The organism is Nonomuraea sp. NPDC049624 (assembly GCF_040675255.1).
Classification (GTDB): Bacteria; Actinomycetota; Actinomycetes; order Streptosporangiales; family Streptosporangiaceae; genus Nonomuraea.
On sequence record NZ_JBFAOR010000017.1, the window covers coordinates 105,936 to 120,061 of the forward strand.

The window sequence follows — 14,126 nt, forward strand, 5'->3', positions numbered from 1 at the left end:
ACCCGATTGGAAGCTAGGCTGGACACGTGAAGCAGCAGTGGCGCCCCGATCCCGAGCCGATCAAGACCAACGACACGGCCGCCGTCGGGGCCGGCACCGCCCTGTGGGCCGTCGCCCTGATCGTCCTGCTGATCTTCCGCCCGGCCCCCGAGAACACGTGGTGGATCTGGACCTGCGTCACCGGGGTCGGCTTCGGCCTCTTCGGCATGTGGTTCGTCAGCCGCCCGCGCCGGGGTTGACATTCATCATCTTCCGGACATCTCCGAAGTCATCAGGAACCCATGTCTCCCTCCACTACCTGGGCGGACACCGTCCCGGCAGGCTGGTCAGCATGAAGAAGGCGATGTTGACGATCCTGCTGGGCGCCGCCGTCCTCGCCGGCTGCGGCACCACAGGTGAGCCCGCGAAGCAGACCGGGCCCGGCAAGGGCGCCGTCGCCTGGAGCCCGTGCACCGGGCTCACCGGGCCCGACGGCAAGCCGCTGCCCGAGGACGAGGCCGTCCAGTGCGGGGCCGTACAGGTGCCCCTGGACTACGGCGATCCCGGCGGCCGGAAGATCGATCTGGCGCTGATCCGCGTCAAGGCCACCGGCGACCCGCTCGGCTCGCTGGTCTTCAACTTCGGCGGGCCCGGGGCGTCCGGCGTGGACACGCTGGCCCAGGCCGCGAAGGCGTTCGGCAGCCTGGGCACCCGCTACGACCTGGTCAGCTTCGACCCCCGCGGCGTCGAGCGCAGCGCGGGCGTCAGGTGCGGCGGCCGGCTCGACGCCCTCCTCGCCGGGCCCACGGGGGCCGCCGGCGAGGCGATGTCGCAGCAGTTCGCCGCGGCCTGCGAGAAGGACTCGGGCGCGATCCTGCCCCACGTGGGCACCGTGAACGCCGCCCAGGACCTCGACCGCATCAGGACGGCCCTCGGCGAGCGGCGGCTCAACTACTTCGGCTTCTCCTACGGCACCCACCTCGGCGCCGTCTACGCCACCCGCTTCCCCGCGAACGTCGGCCGCTTCGTCCTCGACGGCGCCTTCGACCCCACGGTCAGCTTCGAGCAGCGCGCCGTCACCCAGGCCACCGGCTTCGCCCACGCCTTCGAGGCGTTCGCCGAGGACTGCGTGGCGCAGACCTGCGACCTCGGCAAGGACCCGGCCGCCGTGCGGAGCGCCGTCGAGAAGCTGCTCGTCGGGCTCAGGAGCAAGCCGCTCAAGGTCGGCGACCGGCAGCTCACCTACGGCCTGGCCCAGCTCGCCGTCATCACCCCGCTGTACGCCAAGTCCGCCTGGCCGGTGCTGGAGCAGGCCGCCGCGGCCGGCATCAAGGGCGACGGCGCCACCCTGCTCGCCCTGGCCGACGCCTACACCGGGCGGCGGCCCGACGGCACCTACTCCACCATGATGACCAGCCTCCAGGCCATCACCTGCGCCGACACCACCGAGCGCCCGACCGCCGCCGACATGGCCCGGGTCGACGCCAGGATCAAGAAGATCTTCCCCATCCTGTCGGCGGAGGGCACCGCCACCGTCTGCGGCCACTGGCCCACGCCCGGCGACGACGCGGCCAAACGCATCGACGCCACCGGCTCGGCGCCCATCGTGGTCATCGGCGGCAAGGGCGACCCGGCCACGCCGTACGAGTGGGCCACCGCGCTCAACGCCAAGCTGAAGACCGGCGTGCTCATGACGTACGAGGGCGAGGGGCACGGCGCCTACCTGAGCGGCGACAGGTGCGTGACGCGCACGGTGGACGCGTACCTGCTGAACGGAAAGGTGCCGGCGGCCGGCACCACCTGCGCGGCCTGACCGCGGCGGGCCGCCCCCGCGACCGGGAGGCGGCCCGCCGGTCGCAGGTCAGGACAGGTCGGCCTCGGCCAGCAGCAGGGGCACCGCCTCCGGGTCGCGCAGCAGCGCGGCCACGGCCAGCCGGTCGTTCCACTGGCCCGTGGCCCAGGCCAGGCCGCGGGCCAGCCCGTCGACGCCGGTGCAGTGGACCGCGCCCTCGAAGAACCGCCACGTGCAGGCGACGCCGTCGACCAGCAGCTTCTCGTGCTCGACGTACGTCTCGGGCGCGGTCGGGAGCAGCGAGCGCACCTGCGGCGGCACCGCGCGCACCTCGCCCTGCGAGGTCACCTCGCCGGTGGCCAGCTCACCGGCCAGCGGCAGGTCGAGCAGCTCCGACAGCGCCTCGGCCAGGTCGTAGGAGGCCAGCACCAGCGGCCGGTCGGTGACGAGCTGCAGCAGGTCGGGGGCCTCGACCACCACGGCGTCCTCGGCGGCGGCCACCACGATGTCGCCGCCGAGCACCGCGCGCACCCGCGAGGGCGGCTCGACCCGGGCCGGGTCGACGGCGGCCAGCGCGATCCACAACGCCCGCAGCTGCGCCCGGTCGACCTCGATCGCCGGGTCGGCCATCAGCTCCAGCAGTTCCTCGGGGCCGCCGTGGGCGGCCAGCAGCTCGGCGAGCGTGGTGCGCACGCCGAGCATCGACAGCGCCGCCTCGTCGAGCCCGGCCGGCGCGTCGGCGTAGAGGCCCTGCAGGAGCGGGTCGGCGCCGGGCAGCCGCAGCTCAAGCGGCTTGCGGCCGCCGAGCACCGGATGGTTGGCCAGCCACCACGCGGTGTAGGACGGCACCTCCACGCCCTCGACGCGCAGCGGGTGCAGCGCGGCCCGCAGCGGCGGCCGGGTCAGCAGCGGCAGCGCGGCCGCCCAGTCGGCCACCAGCTCAAGGTCGCGCACCGCCGCGAAGTCGGCCACCACCGGCGGCACCGCGAGGTCGGGCAGCAGGTCGAGCACGTGGTCGAGCCAGTCGGCCTCGCCGTCGAGGTCGTGGTCGCAGTCGTCGTGGTCGAGCAGCACGTCGGAGTCGTGGGCGACGGCGAACCCGTCGAGCACGCCCGCCGCCGCCAGCACCCGCGCCCCGTAGGTCTCCTCCAGCTCGGGCGCGGCCACGCCGAGGTGGGTGTCGGGGGCCAGCAGCCCGGCCAGGGCCCCGTCGGCGAGCATCAGCTCACCGGCCGCGTAGAGCTCGCCGTCGGCGCCGCGCAGCGCCAGCTCGGCCAGCCACGGCGCCTCGCCGGGAACCAGCCCGGACGCCGCCACCAGCGACAACACGGCCCGCGCGACCGGCTCGGGGTCGGCGCTGTCGAGCGACTGCGCGACGGCGGCCTTGGTCAGCGGGTCTTCGAGCACCGTGCGCGGGGTGGCCTCGGCGGCCCCCAGCCGCAGCAGCGCCGGATGGGCCGCCTCCGGATGCACGATGCGCAGCCCGAGCGGGGTGAGGTCGAGGTCGGCGCCGCCGTCGGTGAGGATCAGCGTGCCGCGCGGGCCGCGCACCACGCGGCCGTCGGTCAGCGGCACCGGCAGCGCGCCCAGCGACTCGGGGTCGTCGGCGGGCAGCACCGCGTACAGGGAGCGCCACCAGGACGGCTCACGCGCCTCCACGGCCTCCCCGGACAGCAGGTCGACCACGTCGGCCAGCTCCACCCGGCGCACGCCCAGGGCGACCATGGCCGGATGCCTGGCCGGCCACCCGGCGGGCAGCAGCCCCGGCACGAAGTCGGCCACGGTGTCGAGCAGCTCGGCGGTGGCCCCGGCCACGACGGCCGCCTCCCGGCCCGCGACCACCCAGCCGTCGCCCTCGGGCTCGCGCGCCGGATGCTCGACCCGCCACTCGGCGTCGGGCTCGTAGACCTCGGCCTCGGCGAAGGACGGGGTCTGGACCGCGGGCGCGGGCGCCGACAACGCGGGCAGCAGCGGCGCGTACGGCAGGCGCTGGAGCACGGCCCGCCGGACACGCGCGTCGAGCTCGCCCTTGCCCATGAGGGACGGCACCAGGTCGAGCAGCCTGGACGTGCGAGGCAGCTCGCCCAGCAGCCGGACGTAGGCGTCGGCCACCCGCTCGACCAGGAAGTCGGTGAGCGGCCCCTTGGCGACGTGCCGCCGGTCGGTGGCCATCGGGAAGGAGGCGATCAGCAGCGCGGGCAGGTCGATGGGCTCGTCGCTGGGCGTCGGGGCGTGCACGACGGGCGGCACGGCGGCGGGCAGCGGGCCGGGCTCGCCGGTGCCGGTGACGGGCACCGCCCAGCGCAGCGACCAGAAGGGCCGCGCCCGCTCCTCGGTGGGCCGGTCGGCGAACAGCCTGGCGACCTCGTCGGGGGTGAACTCGCCGGACTCCGACACGACGTGCCAGCCGTCGGCCACGACCGTGCGGGTGGCGCCGTCGAGGTCGATCTCGATGGCCTCCAGCGCGGGCAGGCCGAGCAGCAGCGCCGGGCTGGTCTCGGCCAGCATGCCGCGGACGGCGTCGACCGCGGCGGCGTCGCGCAGCGGCAGCCGGACGATCGTGTCGAACCCGGCGGGCACCTCCAGCGGCGGCGCGTCGAACGGCAGCCTGAGCAGCGGCACGTGGCCGGCCCGGTCGGCCAGCTCGCCCGCCAGCACGGGGATGCCCGCGACCAGCTCGGACGTGCCGGCCCGGGACCAGCGCACCGAGCCGCCGCCGCGCGAGCCGATGGCCGGCTCGTCGCAGACGGAGACGACGGCCGCGAAGCCCACGCCGAACCGGCCGGCCGCGCCGATCTCGTCGCGCTTGCCCGACACGCGCAACGTGGACAGGCCCTCCACGCCGGTCGCGTCGAGCGGGGCTCCGGTGTTGGCGGCCGTCAGCACGTCGCCGCGCAACGTCAGCCGCAACACCCCTGGCACCCCCGCGCGCAGCGCCGCGTCGGCGGCGTTCTGGGCGAGCTCGACGATCAGCCGGTCGCGGTAGCCGCCGAGCGCGAAGTCCTCCTCGGCGTTGGCGTCCTCGCGGAACCGGGCGGGCGAGGCCGTCCAGGCGGAGAGGACGGCGGCTCGCATCCGGTCAGTGCCAAAGGTGTCGGTCATCGATCACGATCCTGGTCGAGTGAAGAGGGGCCAGGGTAGGTTAGCCCCCCTGACCGACGAAACCGCCGTGCTCGCGCTCGTGCTCCGGTCAGGAGTGGCCGAGCTCCTCGGTGGCGGATCCGTCCACCGAGCCCTCTTCCTCCTCGATCAGGTCGTACCCCAGGTCGTCGAGGATGGGGATGGCCTGCTCGACCGGCGGGGGCAGCACGGCCGCCTCCGAGTGGGCGCCGCAGCCGTGGTCGGCGGCGACGACCTTGCCGTCGTCGGGGGCGTACTCGTTGGCGCAGACGCCGAACGACAGCCGCAGCTCACCGGAGAGCAGCCAGTAGAACCCGCAGGTGGAACACTGCGCGGGCGCGGCGTGTGCGATCGGAGTGTGCGGCCCGTGCTCGCCCGCGTGCCAGCGTCTGGCAGCCCGGTCTCTGCCGATGGCCGAGAGCACACGGGCTCGGCCCAGGCCGTACTCGAAAACCATCTGGCGGTCGGCATCTTCGTCGAGCTCGGTGAAACCGGGCGCCAGCCTGTCGTCGTCGTCGGGGGTCGGCAGCAGGTCGCCGACGCCCAGGTCGCCCGGCCGCAGCCGCTCGCTCCACGGCAGCCACTCGGGGGCGAGCAGCGCCCCGGAGCCGGGCAGCAGCACGGCCTCGCTGACCGTGACCTTCTTCGCGCGCGAGGCGCGGGTGACCGTGACGGCCCACCGCCAGCCGCGATAGGCGCGGTCGAGGCAGGCGAAGTAGTGGGTGACGATCCGGTCGCCCTCGCTCTCGAAGCCGAGGTGGTCGCCGGGCTCGCCCGGGTGCGCCAGCTCCTGCGCCGCGGCGCGCGCCAGATCGACTGCGGCGACGCAGGCCTGGTCGGGAGCGGGGACGCGGGCCCGGGTGCGGCTCATCGGGCCGCCTCCGCCTGAAGGTGCTGTTCGCTCACACTTCATTCTCACCCATAGGCGGACCTGGCAGACCCACAACCGCCGATCCGAAGCTGAGAAGAGGGGTGAATCGGGTAAGACTGGTAGGCGTGGGGGGTGGCTGGGAGCAGGCTCGGGACATCTCGCGGCGGATGGGCCAGGCCATCGGCGGCGCGGGCCGTGCCGCCGTGCGCGCGGGCCGGGGCACCGCGAGCGGCGCCGTCCGGGCCGGCCGCGCCACCGCCAGGGGCGCGCGCAGGGCGGGCAGGGCGACCAGGAAGCTGACGTACGCGGGCGGCGCGGGCCGTACCGGGCTCGGCCGGCTGATCGAGCTGTCGGCCGGCAACAGCGCCGCCGACGCGCTGGTCACGGTGGCCCTGGCCAGCACGGTGTTCTTCGGCGTGCCGGTCGGCGAGGCGCGCGGGTCGGTCGCGCTCTACCTGGTCATCACGATGTTGCCGTTCGGGCTGCTCGCGCCGTTCGTGGGGCCGATCCTCGACCGGTTCAGGTCGGGCCGCCGCTACGTGATGGCCGGCACGCTGTTCGGCCGGGGGCTGCTCTGCTTCGCCATGGCCGCCGCCGTGGGGGCGGGCGACCTGCCGACGCTGTTCATCGGCGCGCTGGGCGTGCTGGTGTTGTCGAAGGCGTACAACGTGTCCAGGGCGGCGATCATGCCGAGCGTGCTGCCCGCCGACATCACGCTGGTCTCGGCCAACGCGCGGGTGGCGCTGTTCACGCTGGTGGCGGCCGGGGTGGCGGTGCCGGTCGGGGCTGGGCTGACCGCGTGGCTGGGCAGCGCCGTGGTGCTGCGCGTGGCCATGCCGGCCTTCCTGCTGCTCGGCGTCGCCGCCGTACGCCTGCCGCGGCACGTCGACTCGCCCGACCAGGAGGAGGAGGGCGTGGCGCCGCGCTGGCGCACCCTGCTCAAGGTGGGCCCGGCCGTGGCCGAGGCGGTCTGGGCGAACGTGGCGCTGCGCGTCTTCTCCGGTTTCCTGGTGTTCTTCCTGCTCTTCCTGGTCCAGGACAAGGCGGTGCCGTGGCTGGCCGCGCCGGCGGCGGCCGCCTCGTTCTTCGACGTGCCCAAGACGATCGCGCTGCTCGCCCTGGCCGCCGGGCTGGGCGGCCTGGCCGGGGCCGCGGTCGCCAACTGGACGCGCAGCCACTCCCCCCAGGTGATCGTGCTGGTCACGCTGGCGGTGACGGCCGCGACCACGATCGCCACGGCCGTCCTGTTCGGCCTGTGGACCGCGCTGGCGGTCTCGCTGGTCACCGCGTTCGCCCAGGAGCTGGGCAAGCTCGCGCTCGACGCGATCGTGCAGCGGGAGATCGGCGAGGAGGTGCGCTCGTCCACGTTCGGGGTGGTGGAGGCGGTGCTGCAGTTCGCCTGGGTGTTCGGCGGCCTGCTCGGGCTGGTGTTGTCGCTGACCCGCAGTTCCCTGGCCGGCTTCGTCGCGCCGGCGGTCGCGCTGACCGGGGCGCTCGGCTGGCTGCTGGTCACCAGGCGGGGGCGGGTGCGGGCGGCCGAGGCCAAGCTGGCCGGGCAGCGGGCCGAGGACCCCGATCAGCAACGGACCGAGACCCTCGACCGCACCAAACCCCTGACGAACCCGGGCGGTTAGGCGTCGAGGTCGTCCGCGACGGCCCTGAGCACCTGGGCGATCTTCTTGGCGTGCGCCGCCTCGGGGTGCTTGCCCCGCTGGTAGGAGGTGGAGACGCCGTCGAGCAGCTTGATCAGGTCTTCGACGATGACGACCATCTCGTCGGGCGTCTTCCGCTTGCCCTTGGGCTTCGTCTTGGCCAGGGTCGGCGGCTGGTCCAGGATCCGGACCGACAGCGCCTGCTGGCCCCGGCGTCCCTCGGCCACGCCGAACTCCACCTTCTGGCCTGGCTTGAGCGGGCCGGCGTTTGTGGGAAGCGCGGAGGAATGCACGAAGACCTCACCGCCGTCGTCACGGGTGAGGAAGCCGAAACCCTTGTCGGCGTCGTACCACTTGACCTTGCCACTCGGCACAGGAGGACCTCGTTCAAACAGTCGAAAAGGATGAATGGATGTAGGTTATGCCCCGAAGAGCGCGGAGGCGACCGGAAAAAAGCCCGGCAATTACCGTAGTTCGTCGCGTGCACGCCATCCGGCGAACCAGTCGGCGAATTCGGTCAGGTCGGCGAGCGCCACATCGGCTCCGTGCTCACGCAGCTCTCCCACCGTGTAAGGGCCCGTCGCGACGGTCACGCTCATGGCGCCGCCCGCGCGTGCCGCCTCGATGTCGGCGACATGGTCACCAACATAAGCCGCCGCGCCGAAGCGCGCGAGTGCCGTTCCCTTGGCGGCTCCGAACACCGATCCGACCACTTCGTCCACGGCCAGCCCGAGCAGTTCGACGGTGCCGGCGGCGTCGCGCGGGTTCTTGCCCGTCACCACGATCACCCGGCCGCCGCGGGCCCGTACGGCGGCGATGGCCTCGTACGCGCCCGCCATCGCGGTGTGCACCGGAACGCCCACCGCGGGATAGATCTCCCGGAACAGCTCGGCGGCCGCCGGAATGGCCTCCGCCGGCATCCAGTTGGCCAGCTCGTACTCCAGCGGCGGCCCCAGCCGGGTGATGATCTCACCGCTGTCGATGTGCACGCCCAAACGGCTTGACAGCTCGTCGTAAACGGCCGCGATGCCTGATCGTGTGTCGGCCAATGTCATGTCCAGGTCGAAACCCACTGAGGTAGTCACCCGTGCAGGATGCCAAACGCCGCATCGACGTCGGTAACGACCCTTGTTGTGGGACTCTGGGAATGGGCAGAAAGGAATTACTTATCGGAGAGGAGTGACCGTGTCAGAGACCCCCCGCACGCCCGGCACGGGAGACCGGCTCGTCGCCGCCGCCGCTCCCCGTCCCCATCGGCCCGCCCGGCCGCGCGGCACGCCGGTGACGGCCTGGCGGCGGGTCGTGTCGTTCGTGGCGTACGCGGTACGGCTCGCGTCCAGGCTGGCGGCGCTCTCCTTGGCGCTCCACGCCGTCTTCACGGTGTTCCGGGCCAACCCGGCCAACGGCTGGTACCAGCTCGTCGAGTCGCTGGCCTCGGGGCTCTCGCTGGGGCTGACCAACCTGTTCCAGCTCGCCGACCCGCGCTGGACCACGCTCGTCAACGACGGGCTGGCCGCGCTGGTGTGGCTGGTGGCCGGTTCGGCGCTGGCGGGCCTGGTCAGGCGCACCGCGCCCTGACGACTACTCTCGTTGCGGAGGTATCTGCACAGACATGACCAGATCGACCCGTGAGCGGATCATCGACGAGGCCCTGCGGCTGTTCGCCGAGCGTGGCTACGCCGCCACCTCCGTGGCCGAGATCGAGGCCGCCTCAGGGCTCTCCCCCGGCGCGGGCGGGCTCTACAGGCACTTCAAGTCCAAGTACGAGGTGCTCGCGGCGGCGATCAACGAGCATGCCGCCCGCACCAGGAGCCAGGTCGCCGAGAGCCTGGCCGAGCTGAGCACCGTGGAGGCCGCCGCCGGCCTGGAGGACCGCCTGTCGCTGCTGTGCCGGGCGGGCCTGGCCAAGGTGCGGGAGGAGTCCGAGCTCACCCGGGTGTTCTTCCGGGACCTGAGCCAGTTCCCCGAGCTGGTCGCGGTGGTCCGCGAAGGGCTGCTGCAGCCCATGTTCGACGCGATCACCACCTGGTTCCGCGCCCAGCCCGAGTACGCCGACGCCAAGGTCGACTGGACGGGCATCGCGGCGGTGCTCGGCGGCTCGGTGGTCCACTACCGGCTGTTCCAGGAGACCGTGGGCGAGATGCCGGGCCACGCGGAGAAGGACCAGTTCGTCGCCGCCTGGGTACGCCTGGCCGTCGGCCTGCTGCCCAGCCCCGCGCCGGTCAGCTGACGTCGAGCAGCCGGTAGGCCAGCCAGGCGACGCCGAGGGCCGTACCGATCATGAACATGACCCCGCTCACCTCGAAGAACCGGGCGACGAACGCCTCCAGGCCCGGCTCGGCCGCCTGGAGGCCCCCGACGAGCACGCCGCCGGCCGTGTAGCCGAACAGCGGCGCCCCGGCCCCGGCCAGCTTGTCGCCCACCGTCCAGGTGTCGCTGAACAGCACGGCCGCCGCCCCCGCCGCCCACACCAGCACCGGCACCTGGAAGATCGCCACAGCCGGCAGCCCCACCGGCACCAGCAGCGCGGCCACCGCCAGCACCACGAGGGCGGCGACGTCCCGCGGCTGCCCCCTGACCACGCCCCCGGCGCCCCTGCGGCCGGCCGTCGGCGGCGGGTCGGCGGGCGGGGCGGCGGCGGGGGGCGTGGGTGGGGCGGCCAGGCGGCGGGCCTCGCGTTGCACCAGGGCCACCGGGTCGCCGAAGCGCGTCAGCACCTTGGCGACGTCCCGGGCGTCCTGGCTGCCCCGCCGCTCCGCCTCGATCCTGGCCCGCAGCCGCCGCGCGAAGTCGAGCCGCTGGTCGGGCCTGAGCACGCCGTGCGCCGCGTCGGCCGCCCTGCTGACGTAGTTCAGGACCATTTGGTCCGCGCGCTCTATCACGTCTGGCAATGCTGCCCCGATCAGGGGGGACATACCATGGCAACGATGGAGTTCACGGAGTGGATCAGGGGGCGCACCGACGAACAGCTTCGGGCGCTCGTCTCCGCGCGGCCTGAGTTGATCACTCCGGTGCCCGCGCATCTGGAAGGGCTGGCCGCGCGGGCCGCCAGCCCTTCGGCGATCGGCAGGGTGCTCGACCGGCTCGACCGGTTCACGCTGGCCGTCGTCGAGACGCTGGCCGTACAGGACGGCCCGGTGACGAAGGCGGCGCTGCGCGGCCTGATCGGGCGGGCCCTGGCGGCGGGCAGGCCCGAGCCCGCGCTGACCGCGGCCCTCGACCGGCTGCGTGACCTGGCGCTGGTCTTCGGCCCCGACAACGCGCTCGACCTCGGGCCGGGCGTGCGCAAGGTCCTGGAGGAGCCCGCCGGGCTCGGTCCCAAGGTCGTCGACGTGTTCCGGCACCACCCGCCCGAGCAGCTCGACGAGATGGCCGACGACATCGCCCCCGGCTCCGACGCGCCCGGCAAGGATCGGCTGGCCGCCGCGCTGGCCGCGCCCGAGGCCCTGGTGGCGGCGGTCTCGCCCGAGGCCAGGGGCGCGCTCGACCAGCTGGTGTGGGGGCCGCCGACCGGGCGGGTGCCCAACGCCAGGCGCGAGGTGCGCGTGGCCTCGGCCCGTTCGCCCATCGAGGAGCTGCTGGCGCGCGGGCTGCTCGCGGCCACCGGCGAGGAGAGCGTGACGCTGCCCCGCGAGGTGGGCCTGCACCTGCGCGGCGGGCGCGTCCACCGCGACCTGCTCGCCGTGCCGCCGGCGCTCGGCGGGGCCGCGCGCGACCGCGAGCTGGCCGACCGTACGGCGGCGGGCCAGGCGTTCTCGTTCGTCAGGTCCGTCGAGGAGCTGTGCGAGCGGTGGAGCATCGATCCGCCGGGGGTGCTGCGCACCGGCGGGCTCGGCGTACGCGACATGAAGCGCACCGCGACCGACCTCGACCTGCCCGAATGGGCGGCGGCGCTGGTCGTCGAGGTGGCGCACGCGGCGGGGCTGGTCGCCGCGGGCGGCGGCGTCGACGGCGAGTGGCTGCCGACCTCCGGCTACGGCCTGTGGCGGGTCAGGGCCACCGCCGACCGCTGGGTGACGCTCGCCGCGACCTGGCTGCACATGGACCGCGTGCCCGGCCTGGTCGGCGAGCGCGACGACCGCGACCGGCCGCTCAACGCCCTGCACACCGACCTGCGCCGGGCCTCCGCGCCGGGGGTGCGCACGGCGACCCTCGGCGTGCTGGCCGCCGCGCCGGGCCTGGCGCCCGACCGCGACTCGGTGCTCGAACGCCTGGCCTGGGAGCAGCCGCGCCGGCGCGGGCCGCTGCGCGAGCAGCTCACCGAGTTCGCGCTGCGCGAGGCCGAGCAGATCGGCGTGACCGGGCTCGGCACGCTGTCCGGCCACGGGCGGGCGCTGCTCGACGGCGGCGACGCGGCCGGCCTGCTCGCGCCGCTGCTGCCCGAGCCGGTCGACCACGTGCTGCTGCAGGCCGACCTCACCGCCGTCGCCCCCGGGCCGCTGACCAGCGAGCTCAACCGCTGGATGACGCTCACCGCCGACGTCGAGTCCAAGGGCGGGGCGACCGTCTACCGCTTCGGCGAGGGGTCGATCCGGCGGGCGCTCGACGCCGGGCACGGCGGCGAGGAGCTGCTGGCGATGCTGGCCCGCCATTCGGCCACGCCGGTGCCGCAGGCCCTGTCGTACCTGGTGACGGACGTGGCCCGGCGGCACGGCCGGATCCGGGTGGGCACGGCCAGCGCCTACGTCCGGTGCGACGATCCCGCGTTGCTCGACCAGATCACCGCCGACCGCCGCGCCGCCGCGCTGCGCCTGCGCCGGCTGGCCCCCACGGTGATCGCCTCGCGCTCGTCCAGGGCGGCGCTGGTGGACTCGCTGCGGGCCATGGGGTACGCGCCGGTCGCCGAGTCGCTCGACGGCGACGTGATCATCTCCCAGCTCGACAGCAGGCGTACCGAGGGGGTGGCGCCCGTACGCGCCGTGGCCTCGGTCGGCGGGCTCGATCCCGAGGTGGCCTCGGCGGCCGTACGCGCGCTGCGCGCGGGAGACGCGGCTCACCTGGCGCGCCGCGAGCCGGTCGACGCCCCGGGCGGCGCGGTGCCCAGGGGGCCCGCCACGGCCACGATCTCGGCCCTCCAGGACGCCATCAAGCAGGGCGTACGGGTGTGGATCGGTTACCTCGACTCGCAGGGCAACGCCACCTCGCGCATCCTGGAGCCGGCCCGGATGGAGGGCGGCTACCTGACCGCGTACGACGAGACCAGAGCGGCCGTCCACCGCTTCGCCCTCCACCGCATCACCGGCGTCGCCGGTCTCTGACCCGCCTTCCCGGCTCCCGTCTCAGGGGTGCTGGGTGAGCGCGTGGGCCGCGAGCCGGGACGCGGGGCCGTCCCCGGCGGCCAGGCGGCGCAGGTGGGCCGCCGCATCGGCCGGGTAGCGCAGCGACAGCCCGCCGCACAGCCCGGCGACCGCCGCGACCGCCCGCGGGTCGGCCGGGTCGGATGACCAGGTGAGCGCCAGGCGCAGGGCCTCGGGGGCGAGGGCGTCGTCGGCGCACATGTACGACAGCCCGCCGCCCGCCGCCAGCCGTTCGCCCGCCCGTCCCCTGGCCCACACCTCCAGGAACTCCTGCCGCGCCTCCCTGAACGACCAGGCGGCCAGCAACGCCACGCCCTCGGCCGCCCGCGCGCGCACGTCGTCCCCCTGGAGGGCCAGGGAGCGCGCCCACTCGCGCAGCGGCTGCCAGAGCCAGTAGCCGTACCGGGCGACCAGCTCGCCGAGCACCTGGGCGCGGTGCTCCGGCGCGCGGAAGACGACGTGACCGTCGTGCACGGCGATCAGCGGGTGCGGCGCGCCGGTCGGCCCCGGCCCCGCCTCGTGGGCCTCCCGGCCGCGCTCGAACGCGGCCAGCAGGCGGGCGAACTCCGGCTCGGGCAGCCCGTGCGCGAACGCGAGCGCCGCCACCGCCCGCACCTCACGCATCGGCGGCTTGGTGTCGAACCAGGCGGCCACCTCCTCGCCCGCGGGCTCGTCGTCCCGCACCAGGCGCGTGGCCAGGCGGACGACCTCGGCGGGCGTGCGCAGCGTCAGCGCGCGGACCCGGGCGGTGGCGGCCCCGGCCGGGGCGCTCCGGCCGCCGAACGCGCTCAGGTACAGGTCGAACAGCTCGCCGGGGTCGGGCGCGCACCACGGCTGCTCCACCTCGACCGCCTGCGACGGGACGCCGTTCCGGGTGATCACCAGGTACGACCCCAGCTCGGCGAGCTCGCGGGCCAGGTCGAGCAGTTCGCCGCGGTCGGCGCTCCCGGCGATCCAGTCGTGCAGCAGGTATGCCCGGCCCGGCCCGTACTCGGTTCTGGAGAGCAGGTCGGCGGCGCTGCCGGCCGGTGACAGCACGGTGATCCTGCTCTCGGCCAGCGACATGCGCGACAGCAGGGCGATGGCGCCGAGCCGCTTGCCCACGTCCGCCTCCCCCACCAGGACGAGCAGGTGGCGCGTGGACAGCCGGCGCACCGCGTCGGCGAAGCCGGCGGGCTCCAGGTAGGAGCGCAGCAGGGTGTCGGCCGCACGCCGGTCGAGGTCGCGGGCCACCGGGACGACCAGAGGCCGGAGCTGTTCGTTGATGGCGATGACACGCTCGGTGAGCGTTTTGTCGTCGAGGTCGCTCTCGCCTGCTTCAGGCGTGTCGATCACGAAGTCACCTCGGGCCTGACTGGAACGTTGACTGTGTGGAAAATGTCTTTCGCGAACGTTTTTGTCCGGCGACTTGTTTC

At 74.5% G+C, this 14,126-nt stretch carries 12 protein-coding genes; 6 read left to right on the top strand and 6 right to left on the bottom strand.

The window, feature by feature from the left end; all coding sequences use genetic code 11:
- Window positions 1-26 precede the first annotated feature (26 nt).
- Both AB0J76_RS44825 and AB0J76_RS44830 read left to right on the top strand, forming a co-directional pair.
- Window positions 27-239 carry a DUF2530 domain-containing protein gene (locus tag AB0J76_RS44825; RefSeq protein WP_352320918.1) on the top strand — a complete coding sequence of 71 codons (213 nt, stop codon included), beginning with the start codon at window positions 27-29 and terminating at the stop codon, window positions 237-239.
- A gap of 92 nt (window positions 240-331) precedes the next feature.
- The gene (locus AB0J76_RS44830) at window positions 332-1,792 is read left to right on the top strand and encodes an alpha/beta fold hydrolase (protein WP_352320916.1); all 1,461 of its coding nucleotides are present in this window, start codon (window positions 332-334) and stop codon (window positions 1,790-1,792) included.
- A gap of 48 nt (window positions 1,793-1,840) precedes the next feature.
- Here the strand turns inward: AB0J76_RS44830 and AB0J76_RS44835 are convergent, their stop codons facing one another.
- Both AB0J76_RS44835 and AB0J76_RS44840 read right to left on the bottom strand, forming a co-directional pair.
- The gene (locus tag AB0J76_RS44835) at window positions 1,841-4,873 is read right to left on the bottom strand and encodes a hypothetical protein (protein WP_352320915.1); all 3,033 of its coding nucleotides are present in this window, start codon (window positions 4,871-4,873) and stop codon (window positions 1,841-1,843) included.
- Window positions 4,874-4,961: 88 nt separating this feature from the next.
- Window positions 4,962-5,762, bottom strand: coding sequence for a DUF3027 domain-containing protein (locus AB0J76_RS44840; protein WP_352320914.1), 801 nt, complete (start codon window positions 5,760-5,762; stop codon window positions 4,962-4,964).
- A gap of 125 nt (window positions 5,763-5,887) precedes the next feature.
- Between AB0J76_RS44840 and AB0J76_RS44845 the strand changes: the two genes are divergently transcribed.
- The gene (locus AB0J76_RS44845) at window positions 5,888-7,396 is read left to right on the top strand and encodes an MFS transporter (RefSeq protein ID WP_352320912.1); all 1,509 of its coding nucleotides are present in this window, start codon (window positions 5,888-5,890) and stop codon (window positions 7,394-7,396) included.
- Here the strand turns inward: AB0J76_RS44845 and AB0J76_RS44850 are convergent.
- Together AB0J76_RS44850 and AB0J76_RS44855 are read right to left on the bottom strand one after the other, a co-directional pair.
- Window positions 7,393-7,788, bottom strand: a complete 396-nt coding sequence (locus AB0J76_RS44850; protein ID WP_352320910.1) for a cold-shock protein — start codon at window positions 7,786-7,788, stop codon at window positions 7,393-7,395. The genes AB0J76_RS44845 and AB0J76_RS44850 overlap by 4 nt on opposite strands.
- Before the next feature lie 90 nt (window positions 7,789-7,878).
- Window positions 7,879-8,487 (bottom strand): haloacid dehalogenase-like hydrolase, encoded by a 609-nt coding sequence (locus tag AB0J76_RS44855; protein WP_352320908.1) that lies wholly within the window; start codon window positions 8,485-8,487, stop codon window positions 7,879-7,881.
- A 112-nt stretch (window positions 8,488-8,599) separates the two neighbouring features.
- On the opposite strand from AB0J76_RS44855, the gene AB0J76_RS44860 reads away from it, so the two are divergent.
- On the top strand, window positions 8,600-8,992 hold the full coding sequence (locus AB0J76_RS44860; RefSeq protein WP_352320906.1) for a hypothetical protein: 393 nt from the start codon (window positions 8,600-8,602) through the stop codon (window positions 8,990-8,992).
- 34 nt (window positions 8,993-9,026) lie between these two features.
- Window positions 9,027-9,644 carry a helix-turn-helix domain-containing protein gene (locus tag AB0J76_RS44865; RefSeq protein WP_352320904.1) on the top strand — a complete coding sequence of 206 codons (618 nt, stop codon included), beginning with the start codon at window positions 9,027-9,029 and terminating at the stop codon, window positions 9,642-9,644.
- Here AB0J76_RS44865 and AB0J76_RS44870 read toward each other — a convergent pair.
- Entirely contained in the window at window positions 9,637-10,275 is a 639-nt protein-coding gene (locus AB0J76_RS44870) for a hypothetical protein (RefSeq protein ID WP_352320902.1), read from the bottom strand. The two genes, AB0J76_RS44865 and AB0J76_RS44870, sit on opposite strands and share 8 nt — an antisense overlap.
- Window positions 10,276-10,341: 66 nt before the next feature.
- Between AB0J76_RS44870 and AB0J76_RS44875 the strand changes: the two genes are divergently transcribed.
- Window positions 10,342-12,672: a helicase-associated domain-containing protein gene (locus AB0J76_RS44875; RefSeq protein WP_352320900.1), complete on the top strand. Its 2,331-nt coding sequence runs from the start codon at window positions 10,342-10,344 to the stop codon at window positions 12,670-12,672.
- Window positions 12,673-12,693: 21 nt separating this feature from the next.
- Here AB0J76_RS44875 and AB0J76_RS44880 read toward each other — a convergent pair whose 3' ends face one another.
- Entirely contained in the window at window positions 12,694-14,046 is a 1,353-nt protein-coding gene (locus tag AB0J76_RS44880) for a hypothetical protein (RefSeq protein WP_352320898.1), read from the bottom strand.
- Between the last annotated feature and the right edge of the window lie 80 nt (window positions 14,047-14,126).

What these genes read in the sequence shown, in the direction of transcription:
- AB0J76_RS44830 (WP_352320916.1), top strand. Translation starts at nt 332, where the DNA reads ATGAAGAAGGCGATGTTGACGATCCTGCTGGGCGCCGCCGTCCTCGCC.
- AB0J76_RS44835 (WP_352320915.1), bottom strand. Translation starts at nt 4,873, where the DNA reads ATGACCGACACCTTTGGCACTGACCGGATGCGAGCCGCCGTCCTCTCC.
- AB0J76_RS44840 (WP_352320914.1), bottom strand. Translation starts at nt 5,762, where the DNA reads ATGAGCCGCACCCGGGCCCGCGTCCCCGCTCCCGACCAGGCCTGCGTC.
- AB0J76_RS44865 (WP_352320904.1), top strand. Translation starts at nt 9,027, where the DNA reads ATGACCAGATCGACCCGTGAGCGGATCATCGACGAGGCCCTGCGGCTG.
- AB0J76_RS44870 (WP_352320902.1), bottom strand. Translation starts at nt 10,275, where the DNA reads ATGGTCCTGAACTACGTCAGCAGGGCGGCCGACGCGGCGCACGGCGTG.
- AB0J76_RS44875 (WP_352320900.1), top strand. Translation starts at nt 10,342, where the DNA reads ATGGAGTTCACGGAGTGGATCAGGGGGCGCACCGACGAACAGCTTCGG.